Below are 14,762 nucleotides of genomic sequence, written 5' to 3'. Positions count from 1 at the left end.
CCCGGCCGTCGGCCGGGGGCACACGCCTCGTCACGTGCACCGGCCCCGGCGGGGAGTGCCGGGCGGCAGCGGGAAGAAGCCGCTGGTGCGGGCGATGTACTCCGCGTAACCGGGCCGCCCCTCCATGTGCCGCTCCAGCAGGGCCTTTCCGCTGCCCTTCGTGAGCAGCAGGCTCATCACGACGGGCGAGACGACCGTGGTGGCCGCCACCGCCGGGTCGGCGCACACGACGAGGAACAGCCCCCACCACACGCAGAAGTCGCCGAAGTAGTTCGGGTGGCGGGTCCAGGACCACAGTCCGCGGTCCATGATCCGGCCCTTGTTCGCGGGATCGCGCTTGAAGCGGGCCAGCTGGGCGTCGCCGACGGCCTCGAACCCCAGGCCCAGCGCCCACAGCGCCGCACCGGCCCAGGCCCAGCCGTCCAGTGGCCCGGGCAGGTAGTAACCGGCCTGTACCGGCAGGGAGATGACCCAGACCAGCGCGCCCTGGAGCAGGTAGACCTTGCGCAGGGCGTAGAGGTCGGGGTGGCCCGGCGCCTTGGCCAGCATGGCCGCGTAGCGGGGGTCCTCCCCGTGGCCGCGGCCCCGCCGGCCGATGTGCACGGCCAGCCGCACACCCCAGACGACGGTGAGCGCGGTGACGAGGAGCCGGCGTCCCTGGTCCCCCGCGTCGGCCGACGCGGCGTACGAGACGAGGGCGACGGCCGCGAAGCCGAGGCCCCACGCCACGTCGACGATCCGGTGCAGGCGCTTGCGCAGGGCGATCAGGAACGTCACGAGCATGACGGCGAGGGCGGCCCCCGCCGCCGCCCCGAGGTTCGTGGCGAAGGCCTGCCAGGCGAAGCCGTTCACCGGGCTGAGCCGGCGCGCTGCGCGGCGACGGCCGGTTCGGCGGGGGCGTCGGCGCTGTGCTCCGCGGCGCCGAGCCCCGCGTACCAGCCGTGGCGGGTGGGCGGCATGTGCGCCGTCCCCTCCGCGTCGGGCCGCACGGCCAGGATCTGGTCCACCCCCATGCGCCGCTCCTCGAAGGCCAGGGCGCCGCCCACCAGGTAGAGCCGCCACACCCGGGCGGTCTCCTCGCCGACGAGCGCCGTGAACTCGGCCCAGCGCTCCTCCAGGGTGCGGTGCCAGGCCTCGACGGTCAGGACGTAGTGCTCGCGCATCGACTCCACGTCACGCACTTCCAGCCCCGCCCCTTCGAGGAGTCCGACCGTCTCACCGAGCGGGCGCATGTGCATGTCCGGCGCGATGTACGACTCGATGAAGGCCCCGCCGCCGGGCGCGGTGGAGCCGCGGGACATCTGCTGGACCAGGGCGCGCCCCTGCGGGCGGAGCACCGAGTGGAGCAGTGCGGTGAAGGCCGGGTATTCGGCGTCCCCGACGTGCTCCCCCATCTCGACGGTGGACACGGCGTCGTACCCGCCCCGGAAGTCCGGCAGGGCGGCGACGTCGCGGTAGTCGCAGCAGTGCACCTCGACGAGGTCCTCCAGGCCGCGCTCCGTCACCTGTCCGCGCACGTACGCCGCCTGCTCCTTGGCCAGGGTGACCGCGGTGACGCGGACCCCGTGCCGGGCGGCCGCGTGGAGGGTCAGGGACCCCCATCCGCACCCGATGTCGAGGAGGCGCGCGCCGGGCCGCAGCCCGAGCTTGCGGCAGATCAGCTCCAGCTTGTCGCGCTGGGCGTCGGCCAGGCCGTAGTCCGGCCCGCCGCCGGTCCAGTAACCGCAGGAGTACGCCATCGTCGCGTCCAGCAGCAGGGCGTAGAAGGCGTTCGACAGGTCGTAGTGGTGGCTGATGGCCGCCCGGTCGCGGGCCTTGCTGTGCAGCGCGCCGCTGAGTCCGGCCCTGGCCGCCGGGACGGGCGGGCGGGGGCCGACCGCGCCGAGTCGCAGGGCGGTGCCGGCCGCCCGGAGGCGGTCGGCGACGCCGGGGCGCGGCAGTCCCAGGCCCTGTTGCCGCGACGCGCGGCGCATGGCGCGCAGCCCGTCGGCGAGGTCGTCGGCGATGTCGATGTCACCGGTGATGTAGGCCTCGGCGAGGCCGAGTTCGCCCGGCTGCCAGAGGAGCCGGCGCAGTGCGCGCCGGGAGCGGACGTGCACCGTGGGGGCGTCCTCGGGACCGGTCTCGCTGCCGTCCCACATCCTGATCCTGACGGGCGGCGGGCCGCCGAGGAACTGCTCGATGACCGGGGCGATCCGCTGCGCCGCGCCGGTGCCCGGGGTGTCGGTAAAGGTGTTCACGCGGTGTCCTCACGGGTCAGGAGAAGCTGCTGCACATCGAGGTAGCCGGACCGGAAGCCGGCTTCCGAGTAGGCGAGGTAGAAGGTCCACATGCGGCGGAAGGTCGCGTCGAAGCCGAGGGCGTCCACCTGGGCGGCCCGCTCCTCGAAGCGTTCCCGCCAGAGCCTCAGGGTCTCGGCGTAGTGCATGCCGTAGGTGCTGCGCTGCCGCGTCCGCAGGCCGGTGTGCGCGGTGGTGACGCGCTCGACGGCCTCGGTGGAGGGGAGCAGGCCGCCGGGGAAGATGTACTTCTGGATCCAGGTGTAGGTGCTGCGGCTGGCGAGCATCCGGTCGTCCGGCATGGTGATGGCCTGGAGCGCGATCCGTCCGCCGGGGGCGAGGCAGCGCTCCAGGGTCCTGAAGTACACCGGCCAGAACTCCTCGCCGACAGCCTCGATCATCTCGACGCTGACGACGGCGTCGTAGGTGCCGGTGACGTCGCGGTAGTCGCAGAGCCGCACGTCGATCCGGTCCTCCTGGCCGGCCTCGCGGATGCGGCCCCTGGCCAGTTCCCGCTGTTCCCGGGAGAGCGTGAGGGTGGTGACGCGGGCTCCGCGCGCGGCGGCCCGGAGGGCGAGTTCTCCCCAGCCGGTGCCGATCTCCAGCAGCTCGGTGCCCTCGCCCACGCCGGCCATGTCGAGCAGCAGGTCGATCTTGCGGTGCTGGGCGGCGGGCAGCAGGTCGTGCTCCGCCGGGAACCCCCGGAAGACGGCGGAGGAGTACGTCAGGGTGTCGTCGAGGAAGAGGGCGAAGAGGTCGTTCGACAGGTCGTAGTGGTGGCTGATGTTGTCGCGCGAGTTCTCCGGGGTGTTGGCCTGCGCGGCGGGCTGCCGGGGCGCCCACACCTTGCGCAGCTTCTGCAGCGGCGCGGGCACGAGGCCGGCCGCGTGTCCGGCGAGGACGGTCAGGACGCCGACGAGGTCGGGCGAGTCCCACTCACCGGCCATGTACGACTCGCCGAAGCCGATGAGGCCGCCCGCGCCGATCCGGCGGAAGAACGCGTCGGGCCGGCGGATCTCCATGAGCGGCCCGCCGAGCCCGATGCTGTCGCGGCCGGCGAGCCGGGCGCGCAGCGGGAGCCTGGAGAGCGCATGCCGTACGAGCCGTTCGGCCACGGCGGTTCTGAGCCCGGAAGCCGCCGGCTGGGCGGCGATGTCCGGCCACCGGTCCGCGTCCACGCCCGCGAAGGGGACGGTGGCGGGACGGGCCTGGGCCGGGATGGTGCCGCTGCGGGCGGGAGCGGCGGGCGGGTTGGGAGAGGTGGGCACCTTCACTGCATGCCTTCCTGGGTGCGATGACGGGGACGGGGCTGGACGGGCAGCCGGCGCAGGAACAGCCGGACACCGTGCAGGCGGATGGCGGCGGACACGGCCAGGGTGGAGAAGGGGTGGCGCAGGAACAGCCGGAGCAGGTGGCCGGGCGTCCCGGGGCGCCGGGTGCCGCGCACGGTCGCGGTGAACGGGCGGGCCTGCTCACGCTCCAGATGGACGGTCAGGCTGAGCCGCCCGTCCGGTTCGGGCAGCCGCATCCGGTAGTCGCCGTCCACCGGGAAGAACGGCGACACGTAGAAGTCCTTGCCGGTCACCGCCTGATCGTCGGCGTCCGGGCGCAGCAGGTAGCAGTGGCGCTCGCCGTAGGTGTTGTGGACCTCGGCGACCACGCAGAGCGGGCTGCCGTCGGGGCGGTGGCACCAGTAGACGGTCAGGGGGTTGAAGACGTGGCCCAGCACCCGGGCCTGGGTGAGCATGGTGACGGTGCCGTCGCCGAGGTCCACGCCGCGGGCCGTGAGGAAGCGTTCGAGTCCGGCGCGAATGGTGGGCGCGGTGCCGCCGAAGTGGTCGCGCGCGTCGAAGCGGGCCAGCGGGCGCAGGACGGCGGGCAGCCCCGGCGGGCGGTCCGGGTCGATGAGCCACAGGTAGGTGCGGTGCCGCAGCGCGTACCTGCGGGGCGCGGTCCGTACGTGGGTGATGGTGCAGGGATAGAGGGCGCCGCTCACCACGCCACCCCCAGTGCGGCGGCCGCCTCGACCCCGGAACGGCAGCCGTCCTCGTGGAAGCCCCAGCCGTGGTAGGCGCCCGCGTAGGCGGTGACGGGTCCCGAGAGCGCGGGGAGCCGGGTCTGGGCGGCGACGGACTCCGGTGTGAAGACGGGGTGTTCGTACACCATGCGGGCCCGTACGCGGTCGGGGTCGACCCGGTCGGCGCCGTTCAGCGTGACAACGAACCGCTCGGGCGCGTCCAGGCGCTGGAGGCGGTTCATGTCGTAGCTGACGGTGACCCGGTCGGCGTCGGCGGCACAGGAGGGCATCAGGTAGTTCCACGAGGCCGCCGCACCCCGGCTGCGCGGAAGCAGGGTGGTGTCGGTGTGCAGCAGTGTGGGGTTGTGCGAGTAGCGGAACGCGCCGAGGGTCTCCCGCTCCGCGTCGGTGGGGTCGGCGAGGAGCCGGAGCGCCTGGTCGGGGTGTGTGGCGACGACCACCGCGTCGTAGTCCTCGGTGGTGCCGTCCTCGGTGACGATCTCGACGCCGTCGCTGTGCCGGCGGATCGCCCTGACCGGGGTGGCCGTCCGCACGGAGTGCACCTGCTTGGCGATGCGGTCGGCGTATTCACGCGATCCGCCCGTGACCGTCCGCCAGACCGGCGAGTCACCGATCGAGAGCATCCCGTGGTGCTCCAGGAACCGGAAGAGGTAGCGCGCCGGGTAACTCAGCGCGGTCACCGGGTCGCAGGACCAGACCGCGGAGACCACGGGGGTGAGGAAGTGCGCGCGGAAGTACGGGGAGAACCGGCCGCGCGCCGCGAACTCCCCGAGCGTCATGACCCCGGCGCTCTCGGGCATGGCGAGCAACGCCCGCGCCGCCCGGTGGAATCGGGGCACCTCGGTGAGCATCCGCAGGTACGGGCCCCGGAACAGGGAGCCGGGCCGGGCCAGGAGCCCGGCGGGGCCCCGGGCCCCCGCGTACTCCAGTCCGCACCCCTCGCAGCGCACGGACATGCTCATCTCGGACTCCTGGGTGGCCACCCGGAGTTCGTCGAAGAGCCGCAGGAGGTTCGGGTACGTCCTGCGGTTGTGCACGATGAACCCCGAGTCGACACGGTGCGTCCGGCCGTCCGACGAGGTCAGGTCATGGGTGTGGGCGTGCCCGCCGACGCGGTCGTCCGCCTCGACGAGTGTCACGTCGTGGGCCTTCCCCAGGACGTGCGCGGCGGTGAGTCCCGCCACCCCGCTGCCCACTACGGCTGTCCGCCGCCGCTCCCCTGTCATTCGGGTTCCTTCCGGTGTCGCATGGCTGGCCGGAGCCCTGCTGGAGTGCCCCTCAGAGGTCATTCGAGGCAGCGGGCGCCGCGGATTGGCCGATGATCGGACTTCCTTCGATCGGGTGAACGACCAATCCGCCGGGCGATCGGCGCCGAACTCCCGGTGTGACAACAGACCGATACGTTTCGCAGGAGCAAGGGGCTTCCGGGTCCCGGCGATCCCGCTGGGCGCGCGCCGCGTTCGCCGCGCTCAGCGGTCTGATCTCCGGGTTCACCGCCCTGTGCGCCGCCGAACTCGTCGCGGCCGCCGTCCGTCCCGAGGCGGGTCCGGTCACGGCCGTGGGGGGTGCGGTCATCGACCGCACCCCGCCGGCCGTCAAGGACTTCGCAGTCCGGAACTTCGGAACCGACGACAAACTGGTGCTGCAGCTCGGCATCCTCGTGCTCCTGGCGCTGTTCGCCATGGCGGTGGGGATCCTCGCGCTCCGGCACCGGCTGACCGGCGCTGCGGCCGTACTGGTCTTCGGTGTGGTCGGGGCAGTGTCCGCGGCCGGGCGGCCCGAGGGCCGTCCGGGCGACGTACTGCCTTCGGCCGTGGGTGCCCTGGTGGCCGCGGGAGTGCTGTATCTCCTGACCGGACGGCTCACCTCCGCCGACGCCCCGTCTCCCGCGGCTGGGGAGACGGGCGTCGGGGAACAAGGTGCCTTCGACCGCCGCGGATTCGTCATCGCGGCGACCGCTGCGGCGGCGGCCTCGGCCGGTGCGGGGCTCCTGGGGCGCCGACTCCAGGCGAACCGGCTGGCCGGGGTCTCCGCCTCGCGCGGCGACATCGTCCTCCCGGCGCCGGGCTCCCCCGCCCGCGCGATACCGGGCGGGGCGGATCTGGGCATCCGGGGTCTGAGTTCGTTCACCACGCCGAACAAGGACTTCTACCGGGTGGACACCGCGTTGGTGGTTCCGCGCGTCGACGCCGACCGGTGGCAGCTGCGGATCCACGGCAAGGGGGTGGCGCGCCCGCTGACCCTCGGCTTCCAGGACCTCCTGGGACGCGAGCTCATCGAGCGCGACATCACGCTGACCTGCGTGTCCAACCAGGTGGGCGGACCCTACGTGGGCACAGCCCGGTGGATCGGGGTGCGCCTGGCCGACCTGTTGCGCGAGGCCGGGGTGAAGTCCCCGTCCGAGGGCGGACCGGCCGACCAGATCGTGGCGCGCTCCGTGGACGGGATGACGATCGGCTCCCCGGTCGAGGAGGTCATGGACGGCCGCGACGCCCTGCTCGCGGTCGGGATGAACGGTGAACCGCTGCCGTTCGACCACGGCTTCCCGGTCCGGATGGTCGTCCCGGGCCTGTACGGCTACGTCTCGGCGTGCAAGTGGATCCAGGACATCGAGCTCACGACGTTCGACGCGTACGACGCCTACTGGGTCGAGCGCGACTGGTCCCGCGAGGCTCCGGTCAAGACCCAGTCACGCATCGACACGCCCCGCCCCTTCGCCGCACCGCGGGCGGGCACCGTGCCCGTGGCCGGTGTCGCCTGGGCCCAGCACCGGGGCATCGCCCGGGTCGAGGTCCGGGTCGACGGCGGCGCGTGGCACACCGCACGGCTGGCCGACGAGGCCGGCCGGGACACCTGGCGCCAGTGGATGTGGGAGTGGCCCGCCACGGCCGGCCACCACATCCTCGAGGTCCGCGCCACGGACCGTACCGGCGTCACACAGACCGACGAGCGGGCCGGCACCGTGCCGGACGGTGCGACCGGGTGGCACTCGGTGGTGGTCGACGTGACCTGACCACCGGCCCCTCACCGAATCCCCTTCTCTTCCTTTCCCCTTACCGGACAACGATCCATCCAGGAGAACACCATGAACAACCGTCACCTTCGCCGCATCGCCGTCACCGTCTCCGCCGCGGCGCTGCTGCCGCTCGCCCTGAGCGCGTGCTCCAGCGACTCCGGCAAGTCGTCCGACTCCGGTGCGGACAAGGCCGCGTCCGCCCCGGCCAAGGAGACCGAGAGCGCCGCGACCATGGACGAGCCGTTCGGTCCGGGCTGTGCGACGGTTCCCAAGGAGGGCGCGGGCTCGTTCGCGGGCATGGCCCAGGACCCGGTCGCCACGGCCGCGTCGAACAACCCGGCGCTGTCGACCCTGGTCGCGGCCGTCAAGCAGGCCGGACTCGTCGACACCCTGAACAGCGCCCAGAACATCACGGTGTTCGCCCCGACCAACGACGCCTTCGCCAAGATCCCGAAGGCCGACCTGGACAAGCTGCTCGCCGACAAGGCCCAGCTCACCAAGGTGCTCACCGCGCATGTCGTCGGCGAGAAGCTGGCGCCGAAGCAGCTGGAGAAGGGGTCGTTCGACACCCTGGCCAAGACCGGGCTCACGACGTCGGGGTCGGACACCTCCTACACCGTGAACGACTCCTCCAAGGTCGTCTGCGGCAACGTCCCGACCGCCAACGCCACGGTCTACATCGTCGACACCGTGCTGATGCCGGCGAGCTGACCTCACGGCCCGTCACCACGCTGACGGAATGACACCGACGAGCCCCGAGGACCGCGCGCTCCGACCGAACGGCCGGAGCGGCACGGACCGCGGGGCTCGTGCCGTCCGCGCGGTGGTCCGCCCCGCGGTGGAGCAGCGGTACCCGGGCCCCGTATCCGGGCAGAGGCGCGTGGAGCGCGTCCGGCGCCGCCTCGACGGAATCGCAGGAATTGGTCACCAGAAAAACTACACATAAGGGACATGTAAGAGCACACTGGTCAGGAGAGCACAGGACCGCCTTCCTGACTGCGGTCGCTCCGGCAAGTTCGAAGGAGACCATCCTCATGAGTAACCTCTCACACACCGGAAGGGACCTCTCCGGGCATCCCGATGCCGAGGAGATGCGGGCCCGCCACGACCGGGTGATGGGCGGTGGACGCAGCACGGCCATGGCCGACGCTCCGGTGTTCCTGCTCGGTCTGTACTGCGCCGTCTCCCCGTGGGTCCTCCACTTCACGGCGAGTCAGTCCTCCCTGGTGACCCACAACCTCGTCATCGGCATCGCGATAGCCGTGCTGGCACTCTGCTTCACCGCCATGCCCGAGCGGATGACGGGCATGAGCCTCGCCATCTGCGCACTGGGTGTCTGGCTCATCGTGTCGACCTGGGTCGTGGGTTCGGGCCCGGACCTGGGCGTGATCCTGAACAACGTCATCGTCGGCGGCCTGGCGATCGTGCTGGGGGCGGTCTGTGCGGGGGTCGCGTTCAAGAACAAGAAAACCTGAGGGGGTAGGCGCACGAGTGGCCACAGGCGATCCGCCTGCGGCCACTCCTCTGCCCTCACGGGCGGCCCGGCCCCCCGGGTCCGCCCTCGTGTACGCCTCAGCCCACCGAGCTGTACGCCACCACTCCCCGCAGCACCGCGTCGACGGCCTTGTGGGCGTTCTTGGCCACCGAACTCCCGTCACGGGGAGCGGCGGCCGCGATCTGGCCGAGCACGTCGATGACCTGCTTGCACCACCGCACGAAGTCACCGGCGGGCATCTCCGCCTCGCGCAGCACCTCGTCCAGCGTGCGGCCGGAGGCCCACATGTAGACCGCCCAGGCGAAGCCGAGATCGGGCTCGCGCTGGCCGACCCCTTCCGTCTGGCTGATCTTGAAGTCCTCCTCCAGCGCGTCGAGCCGGCCCCAGATGCGGACCATCTCGCCCAACGCCACCTTCGCGGGACCCGACGGCAGCTTCGGCGCCACGGCGTCGTCCGCCTGACGTGCCTCGAAGACCAGCGCCGAGACGCACGCGGCGAGTTCGGCCGGGTTCAGGCCCTCCCAGACCCGGTCGCGCAGGCATTCGCTGGCGAGCAGGTCCAGTTCGCCGTAGAGCCGCGCGAGCCGCCGGCCGTTGTCCGTGACCTCGTTGCCCCGCAGGTAGTCCAGCTCGGTGAGCAGGGCGACGATGCGGTCGAAGGTGCGGGCGATGGTGTTCGTCCGGCCCTCGATGCGGTTCTCCAGCTGCTTGGTGTCGCGCAGCAGCCGGTGGTAGCGCTCGGCCCAGCGGGCGTGGTCCTCACGCTCGTCGCAGCCGTGGCAGGGGTGCGCCCGCAGCTCCGTGCGCAGCCGGGCGATCTCCCGGTCGTCGGCCGCGGCCGCCCGCTGCTTGCGGTGCCGGCCCGGATCGATGTGCCCGGCCTTGCTCCGCAGCGCGGAGGCGAGGTCACGGCGCGACTGCGGGGAGCGGGGGTTGAACGACTTGGGCACCCGCATCCGCTCCAGTGCCTCCACCGGGACCGGGAAGTCGATCTGGGCCAGCCGCTTGACCTGCCGCTCGGCGGTCAGGACCAGGGGACGCGGGCCATCGTTGTACTCCAGCCCGCGATGCCCGTTGGCCCGCCCCGCCGGAATCCCCGGGTCGAGGACCAGCGCGAGCCCGGCGAACTTGCCGGTGGGCACGTGGATGACGTCACCCGGCTTCAGCTTCTCCAGGGACGACGACGCCGCCGCCCGGCGCTGGGCCGCGCCCTGCTTGGCGAGGTCCGTCTCCCGGTCCTTGAGGTCGCGGCGCAGCCGGGCGTACTCCTCGAAGTCCCCGAGGTGGCAGGTCATCCCCTCCCGGTAGCCCTCGAGGCCCTCCTCGTTGCGCTGGACCTGCCGGGAGATCCCGACGACGGACCGGTCCGCCTGGAACTGCGCGAAGGAGGTCTCGAGCAGCTCGCGCGACCGGTGCCGGCCGAACTGCTGGACGAGGTTGACGGCCATGTTGTACGAGGGCCGGAAGCTGGAGCGCAGCGGATACGTGCGCGTGCCCGCGAGGCCGGCGAGCGCGCCGGGGTCCATGCCGCGCTGCCACAGGACGACCGCGTGGCCCTCGACGTCGATGCCGCGGCGCCCGGCGCGTCCGGTCAGCTGGGTGTACTCGCCCGGGGTGATGTCGGCGTGCTGCTCGCCGTTCCACTTGACCAGCTTCTCCAGCACCACCGACCGGGCCGGCATGTTGATGCCGAGTGCCAGGGTCTCGGTGGCGAAGACGGCCTTGACCAGACCGCGGACGAACAGCTCCTCCACGACCTCCTTGAAGGTGGGCAGCATGCCCGCGTGGTGGGCGGCGATGCCCCGCTCCAGCCCCTCCAGCCACTCGTAGTAGCCGAGGACGTGGAGGTCCTCCGGGGGAATGGACGCCGTCCGCTCCTCCACGATCTCGCGCACCAGACGGCGCTTGTCCTCGTCGTTCAGCCGCAGTCCGGCCTGGAGGCACTGCTGCACGGCGGCCTCGCAGCCGGCCCGGCTGAAGATGAAGGTGATGGCGGGCAGCAGCCCCTCGGCGTCGAGACGGTCGATGACCTCGGCCCTGGACGGTGTCCAGATCCGGCTGCGCTGCCGGCGCTCCCTCTCCCGGTCCGCCTCACGCACCATCTTCCCGCGCCGGCGCTCGCGCGGGTTGTATCCGCGCTGGTTCTCCATCCGGGCGAGCCGGACGAGGTCCGGACTGACCTCGCGGCGTCCGGTGCCCCGGCCGCCGTGATCGCTCTCCTCCTCGAAGAGGTCGTACATCCGGCGTCCGGCCATGACGTGCTGCCACAGCGGCACGGGACGGTGCTCCGAGACGATCACCTGGGTGTCGCCCCGGACGGTGTCCAGCCAGTCGCCGAACTCCTCGGCGTTGGACACGGTCGCCGACAGCGAGACCAGGGTGACGGACTCGGGCAGGTGGATGATCACTTCCTCCCACACGGCACCGCGGAAGCGGTCGGAGAGGTAGTGCACCTCGTCCATGACCACGTAGCCGAGGCCGGTGAGGGACTGGGATCCCGCGTACAGCATGTTGCGCAGGACCTCGGTGGTCATGACCACCACGGGCGCGTCCGCGTTCACGCTGTTGTCGCCGGTCAGCAGACCGACCTTGTCCGCGCCGTAGCGGCGCGCGAGGTCGGTGAACTTCTGGTTGGACAGCGCCTTGATCGGCGTGGTGTAGAAGCACTTGCGGCCCTGCAGCAGGGCGAGGTGGACGGCGAACTCGCCGACGATCGTCTTGCCCGACCCGGTGGGGGCCGCGACCAGCACTCCCCTGCCCGCCTCCAGGGCCTGGCAGGCCTCGATCTGGAACGGGTCCAGACCGAATTCGTACATGTCGCGGAAGGGCCCGAGGGCCGTCGCCTGCTCGGCGGCACGCACCCGGGAAGCCTGGTATCGCTCAGCTGGTGAGAGGTCCTCTGTCATCTTGATACGAGCCTACCCGCCACGTATGACAGTCAGCCCGATCTTTATTTCACGCGGTGAGGACCCCGACCGCGCGGGGCACACAGGTGGCGGTCAGCGGCAGGGCGCCCATCGGCTCGCCGTCCGCGTACGCCGTGACGTCCGCCGCGGCGAGCTCGATCGAGGAGACCCGGTGCACGGTGACCGCCGGGTGCCCCAGGTGCGTCCCCCGGTACACCTTCGGGAAGACCTTGAGCAGGGTGGTGCGGCTGCAGTCGCCCACGACGGTCACGTCGAAGAGCCCGTCGTCCATGACCGCGTCGGCGCAGATCCGCATGCCGCCGCCGTACGTGGTCCCGTTGCCCACCGCGATCAGGGTCGCCTCGATCTCGGTCACGGGCCCGCCGTCCAGCCTGACGCGGTACGGGATCGGCTTGAACGTCGCCAGCTCGGCGAGGATCGCCAGGTCGTACTTGAACCGTCCGCCGGCCCACCGCATCCGGTTGCCCCGGTCGTTCACCCGGGAGTCGAAGCCGGAGGCCAGCACGGAACCGAACCAGCGTTCCCCGACCCGCCCCAGGTCGATCTCGCGCACCGATCCCGCCTTGAGCGCCTCAGCGGCCAGGCGTCCGGCCGCGGCAGGGTCCCTGATCGGGAGCCCCAGCGCCCGGGCGAAGTCGTTGCCGGTGCCGACGGCCACGGCGCCGAGCGGAGTCGCGGTGCCCGCGACGGCCTGGAGGGCGAGGGACATCATGCCGTCCCCGCCCACGGCTATCAGCGCGCCGGTGCCGCCCGCCACGGCCTCCCGGGCGCTGCGCAGCGAGTCGCCCGCGTCCTCGCCCAGCACGGTGCGGACGGAGAAGCCGGCGTCCCGCAACGCGGAAGCGGCCGGCTGCGCGGCACGCGCGCCCCGGCCGCTTCCCGCGGTGGGATTGACGAAGAGGGTGATCTCGCTGGTCACCTGCGGGACCCTACAAGGTCAGGTGATGTCGTCGTAACCGTTGAGCCGGTGGGACCGCCCGCCGTCCGAGTCGCCGCTCGCCTGCTCGGGCAGTGCGGCACGCGGGGTGGATACGCCTTCGACCGCGCCGACGGGTTCCGGGGTGAGGTCGAGCCGCGACGCCTCGTCGTCATCGAGCTCGGCGTCGGGGTTGGCCCGCCGCTTGCGCTTGTCGTTGAGCAGGGAGATACCGACCGCGATGAAGTACAGCACCGCGAGCGGGCCCGCGAGCAGCAGCATCGAGATGGGCTCGCCGCCCGGTGTGGCGATGGCGGCGAACGCGGTGAGTCCGACGATCATGCCGCGCCACCAGCGCAGCATGCGGACGCCCGACAGGACCCCGGTCATGTTGAGGAGGATCAGCAGCAGCGGCAGCTCGAAGGCGAGCCCGAAGACGATCACCATGCGGGTGATCAGGTCCAGGAAGTCGTCGAGCGGCAGCAGGTTCTTCACGTTGTCCGGCGTGAAACCGAGCATGATCTGCGCGGTCTGCGGCAGGATCGCGTACGCCAGGTAGGCACCGGCCAGGAAGAGCGGGACCCCGGCGGCGACGAAGGCCATCGAGTAGCGCTTCTCCTGCTTGTGCAGGCCGGGGGCGACGAACGCCCACAGCTGGTAGAGCCAGATGGGCGTGGCCACCAGCACGCCCGCCATCAGGGACACCTTCAGCGCGATGGTGAACGGAGACAGCAGACCGTTGGTGGTCATCTCCGCGCAGGGCCGACCGTTGACCATGGTCAGGGCGCCGTTCCTGCAGCCGACCGAGTCCAGGATCGGCTTCATCAGGAACTCGAAGATCTCCTTCTGGAAGAACGCCGCGACGATCACGGCGATCACGATCGCCAGGACCGACTTCAGCAGCCGGTTGCGCAGCTCACGCAGGTGATCGAGGAGGGGCATCCGCCCCTCGTCGTCCTTCTCCTGCTTGCGGGCAGACTTGAGCAACCCACTTCCCTCGTCTCGTGCGGCAGCTGCCGGTCGTGCGGATCAGCTGTCAGCTCTGGGTGGTGGGCTTGGCCTCGCCGACGGGACGGGAGCTGGAGACGTCTCCCGGAGCGGCCTGGATCGTGCGGGCGGCGGCCGCGGGCGGCGCGGTGTCGGCAACAGTCTCCGTGGCGGGCGCCGCGGGCTCGTCGTCCTTCTTCATGGCCTTCGCCTCGCTCTTGAGGATGCGGGCCGACTTGCCGAGCGAACGCGCCATGTCGGGAAGCTTCTTGGCACCGAAGAGCAGCAGGATGACAGCGATGATCAGAACGATCTCGAGGGGCTTCAGATTGCCGATCATGTGCGACTTCCTTCTCAACTGAGGCGTCTGGAGGGTGGGCTCGCTACCCGTTCACCCGGACATGCATCCGGCTTGCACGCTGGGAGCGATCGTAACCCGCAGGGGTGAACGCGGGGCAATGCCCGCGCATACTCCCGATTGCGGCCCACACCTCCCTGCCTGGGCCGCTCATGCAGCGTACCCCCCGAACCGGTGAAACTGGAGGCCGCGACCGGTCAACGCAGGGCTTCGCCGGTGTCGGCGAGCGTGGTGGCCGCTCGTTCGAGATCTTCCGCCGCTCGGTTGATCCTGCCGGTGGTGGCGGAGATCTGCTGCGCGAGCCGCTGTGCCTCGATGAAGACCTTGACGGCCAGCACGCCGAGAACGGCCAGGCCGAGGAATCCCAGAGCGATGGCGAGCATGGGCCAGAACATGGACGGAGCCTCGATGTGTTCGTGTGCCGCGGGGCGGCCTGTGGGGGTTACCGCAGGGCGGTGTGGAGGCGCAGCGTCCGCACTCCGCCGCCGCTGAGGAGCTCGACGATGCGCTCCCCGGCCGGCTTGCGGACCGCGGAGCCGCACTCGGGGCAGGTGAAGGAGTAGAAGGTCGTACGCCGGCTGGCCCCTATCGCCAGCCGCAGCGCCCCCGCCGAGAGTTCGAAACGCTCACGGCAGTCGGGGCATGCGGCCCGGAACCGTATCGCGGCGGACACCGCGACCGCGGCCGGGCCGGTCCGCATGCCGGATATCGCAGTCATATGAACTTTGTCTCCTCGGTGCACCGGT

Annotated in this window: 14 protein-coding genes; 3 read left to right on the top strand and 11 right to left on the bottom strand. The window is 71.6% G+C overall.

Features of this window, described 5'->3' with window-relative positions:
• Window positions 1-30: 30 nt before the first annotated feature.
• Genes ACFYY2_RS11740 through ACFYY2_RS11720 form a run of 5 tightly spaced genes read right to left on the bottom strand, consistent with a single transcriptional unit; the run spans window position 31 to window position 5,543 of the window.
• On the bottom strand, window positions 31-852 hold the full coding sequence (locus ACFYY2_RS11740; RefSeq protein ID WP_388740532.1) for a DUF1295 domain-containing protein: 822 nt from the start codon (window positions 850-852) through the stop codon (window positions 31-33).
• Complete coding sequence (locus tag ACFYY2_RS11735; protein WP_388740529.1) at window positions 849-2,240, bottom strand: class I SAM-dependent methyltransferase; 1,392 nt, start codon at window positions 2,238-2,240, stop codon at window positions 849-851. Before ACFYY2_RS11735 ends, ACFYY2_RS11740 begins: the two co-directional genes overlap by 4 nt.
• A complete protein-coding gene (locus tag ACFYY2_RS11730) occupies window positions 2,237-3,553 on the bottom strand; it encodes a class I SAM-dependent methyltransferase (RefSeq protein WP_388740527.1) in 1,317 nt (438 codons plus the stop codon). Before ACFYY2_RS11730 ends, ACFYY2_RS11735 begins: the two co-directional genes overlap by 4 nt.
• Window positions 3,550-4,275: a DUF1365 domain-containing protein gene (locus ACFYY2_RS11725; protein ID WP_388740524.1), complete on the bottom strand. Its 726-nt coding sequence runs from the start codon at window positions 4,273-4,275 to the stop codon at window positions 3,550-3,552. Before ACFYY2_RS11725 ends, ACFYY2_RS11730 begins: the two co-directional genes overlap by 4 nt.
• The gene (locus ACFYY2_RS11720; RefSeq protein ID WP_388740521.1) at window positions 4,272-5,543 is read right to left on the bottom strand and encodes an NAD(P)/FAD-dependent oxidoreductase; all 1,272 of its coding nucleotides are present in this window, start codon (window positions 5,541-5,543) and stop codon (window positions 4,272-4,274) included. The genes ACFYY2_RS11725 and ACFYY2_RS11720 overlap by 4 nt, the downstream gene beginning before the upstream one ends.
• Window positions 5,544-5,701: 158 nt before the next feature.
• Here ACFYY2_RS11720 and ACFYY2_RS11715 point away from each other — a divergent pair, with 158 nt between their 5' ends.
• From ACFYY2_RS11715 to ACFYY2_RS11705, 3 genes are all read left to right on the top strand, one after another.
• Window positions 5,702-7,330, top strand: coding sequence for a molybdopterin-dependent oxidoreductase (locus tag ACFYY2_RS11715; RefSeq protein ID WP_388740517.1), 1,629 nt, complete (start codon window positions 5,702-5,704; stop codon window positions 7,328-7,330).
• Between the two features lie 72 nt (window positions 7,331-7,402).
• Window positions 7,403-8,044 (top strand): fasciclin domain-containing protein, encoded by a 642-nt coding sequence (locus tag ACFYY2_RS11710; RefSeq protein WP_388740514.1) that lies wholly within the window; start codon window positions 7,403-7,405, stop codon window positions 8,042-8,044.
• 323 nt (window positions 8,045-8,367) lie between these two features.
• Window positions 8,368-8,808, top strand: a complete 441-nt coding sequence (locus ACFYY2_RS11705) for an SPW repeat protein (RefSeq protein WP_388740511.1) — start codon at window positions 8,368-8,370, stop codon at window positions 8,806-8,808.
• A 97-nt stretch (window positions 8,809-8,905) separates the two neighbouring features.
• On the opposite strand, the gene ACFYY2_RS11700 is transcribed toward ACFYY2_RS11705, so the two are convergent.
• From ACFYY2_RS11700 to ACFYY2_RS11675, 6 genes are all read right to left on the bottom strand, one after another.
• Window positions 8,906-11,734, bottom strand: coding sequence for a DEAD/DEAH box helicase (locus ACFYY2_RS11700; protein ID WP_388740508.1), 2,829 nt, complete (start codon window positions 11,732-11,734; stop codon window positions 8,906-8,908).
• A gap of 49 nt (window positions 11,735-11,783) precedes the next feature.
• Window positions 11,784-12,674, bottom strand: a complete 891-nt coding sequence (locus ACFYY2_RS11695) for a YegS/Rv2252/BmrU family lipid kinase (protein WP_388740505.1) — start codon at window positions 12,672-12,674, stop codon at window positions 11,784-11,786.
• 18 nt (window positions 12,675-12,692) lie between these two features.
• The gene (gene tatC, locus ACFYY2_RS11690) at window positions 12,693-13,658 is read right to left on the bottom strand and encodes a twin-arginine translocase subunit TatC (RefSeq protein WP_388740502.1); all 966 of its coding nucleotides are present in this window, start codon (window positions 13,656-13,658) and stop codon (window positions 12,693-12,695) included.
• 49 nt (window positions 13,659-13,707) lie between these two features.
• The gene (gene tatA, locus ACFYY2_RS11685) at window positions 13,708-13,998 is read right to left on the bottom strand and encodes a Sec-independent protein translocase subunit TatA (RefSeq protein WP_388740499.1); all 291 of its coding nucleotides are present in this window, start codon (window positions 13,996-13,998) and stop codon (window positions 13,708-13,710) included.
• Window positions 13,999-14,213: 215 nt separating this feature from the next.
• The gene (locus tag ACFYY2_RS11680) at window positions 14,214-14,411 is read right to left on the bottom strand and encodes a hypothetical protein (RefSeq protein WP_388740495.1); all 198 of its coding nucleotides are present in this window, start codon (window positions 14,409-14,411) and stop codon (window positions 14,214-14,216) included.
• A 47-nt stretch (window positions 14,412-14,458) separates the two neighbouring features.
• The gene (locus ACFYY2_RS11675; protein ID WP_388740491.1) at window positions 14,459-14,734 is read right to left on the bottom strand and encodes a hypothetical protein; all 276 of its coding nucleotides are present in this window, start codon (window positions 14,732-14,734) and stop codon (window positions 14,459-14,461) included.
• Between the last annotated feature and the right edge of the window lie 28 nt (window positions 14,735-14,762).

Source organism: Streptomyces sp. NPDC001822 (genome assembly GCF_042892135.1).
Classification (GTDB): Bacteria; Actinomycetota; Actinomycetes; order Streptomycetales; family Streptomycetaceae; genus Streptomyces.
This window is presented reverse-complemented; position numbering and strand designations above follow the sequence as displayed.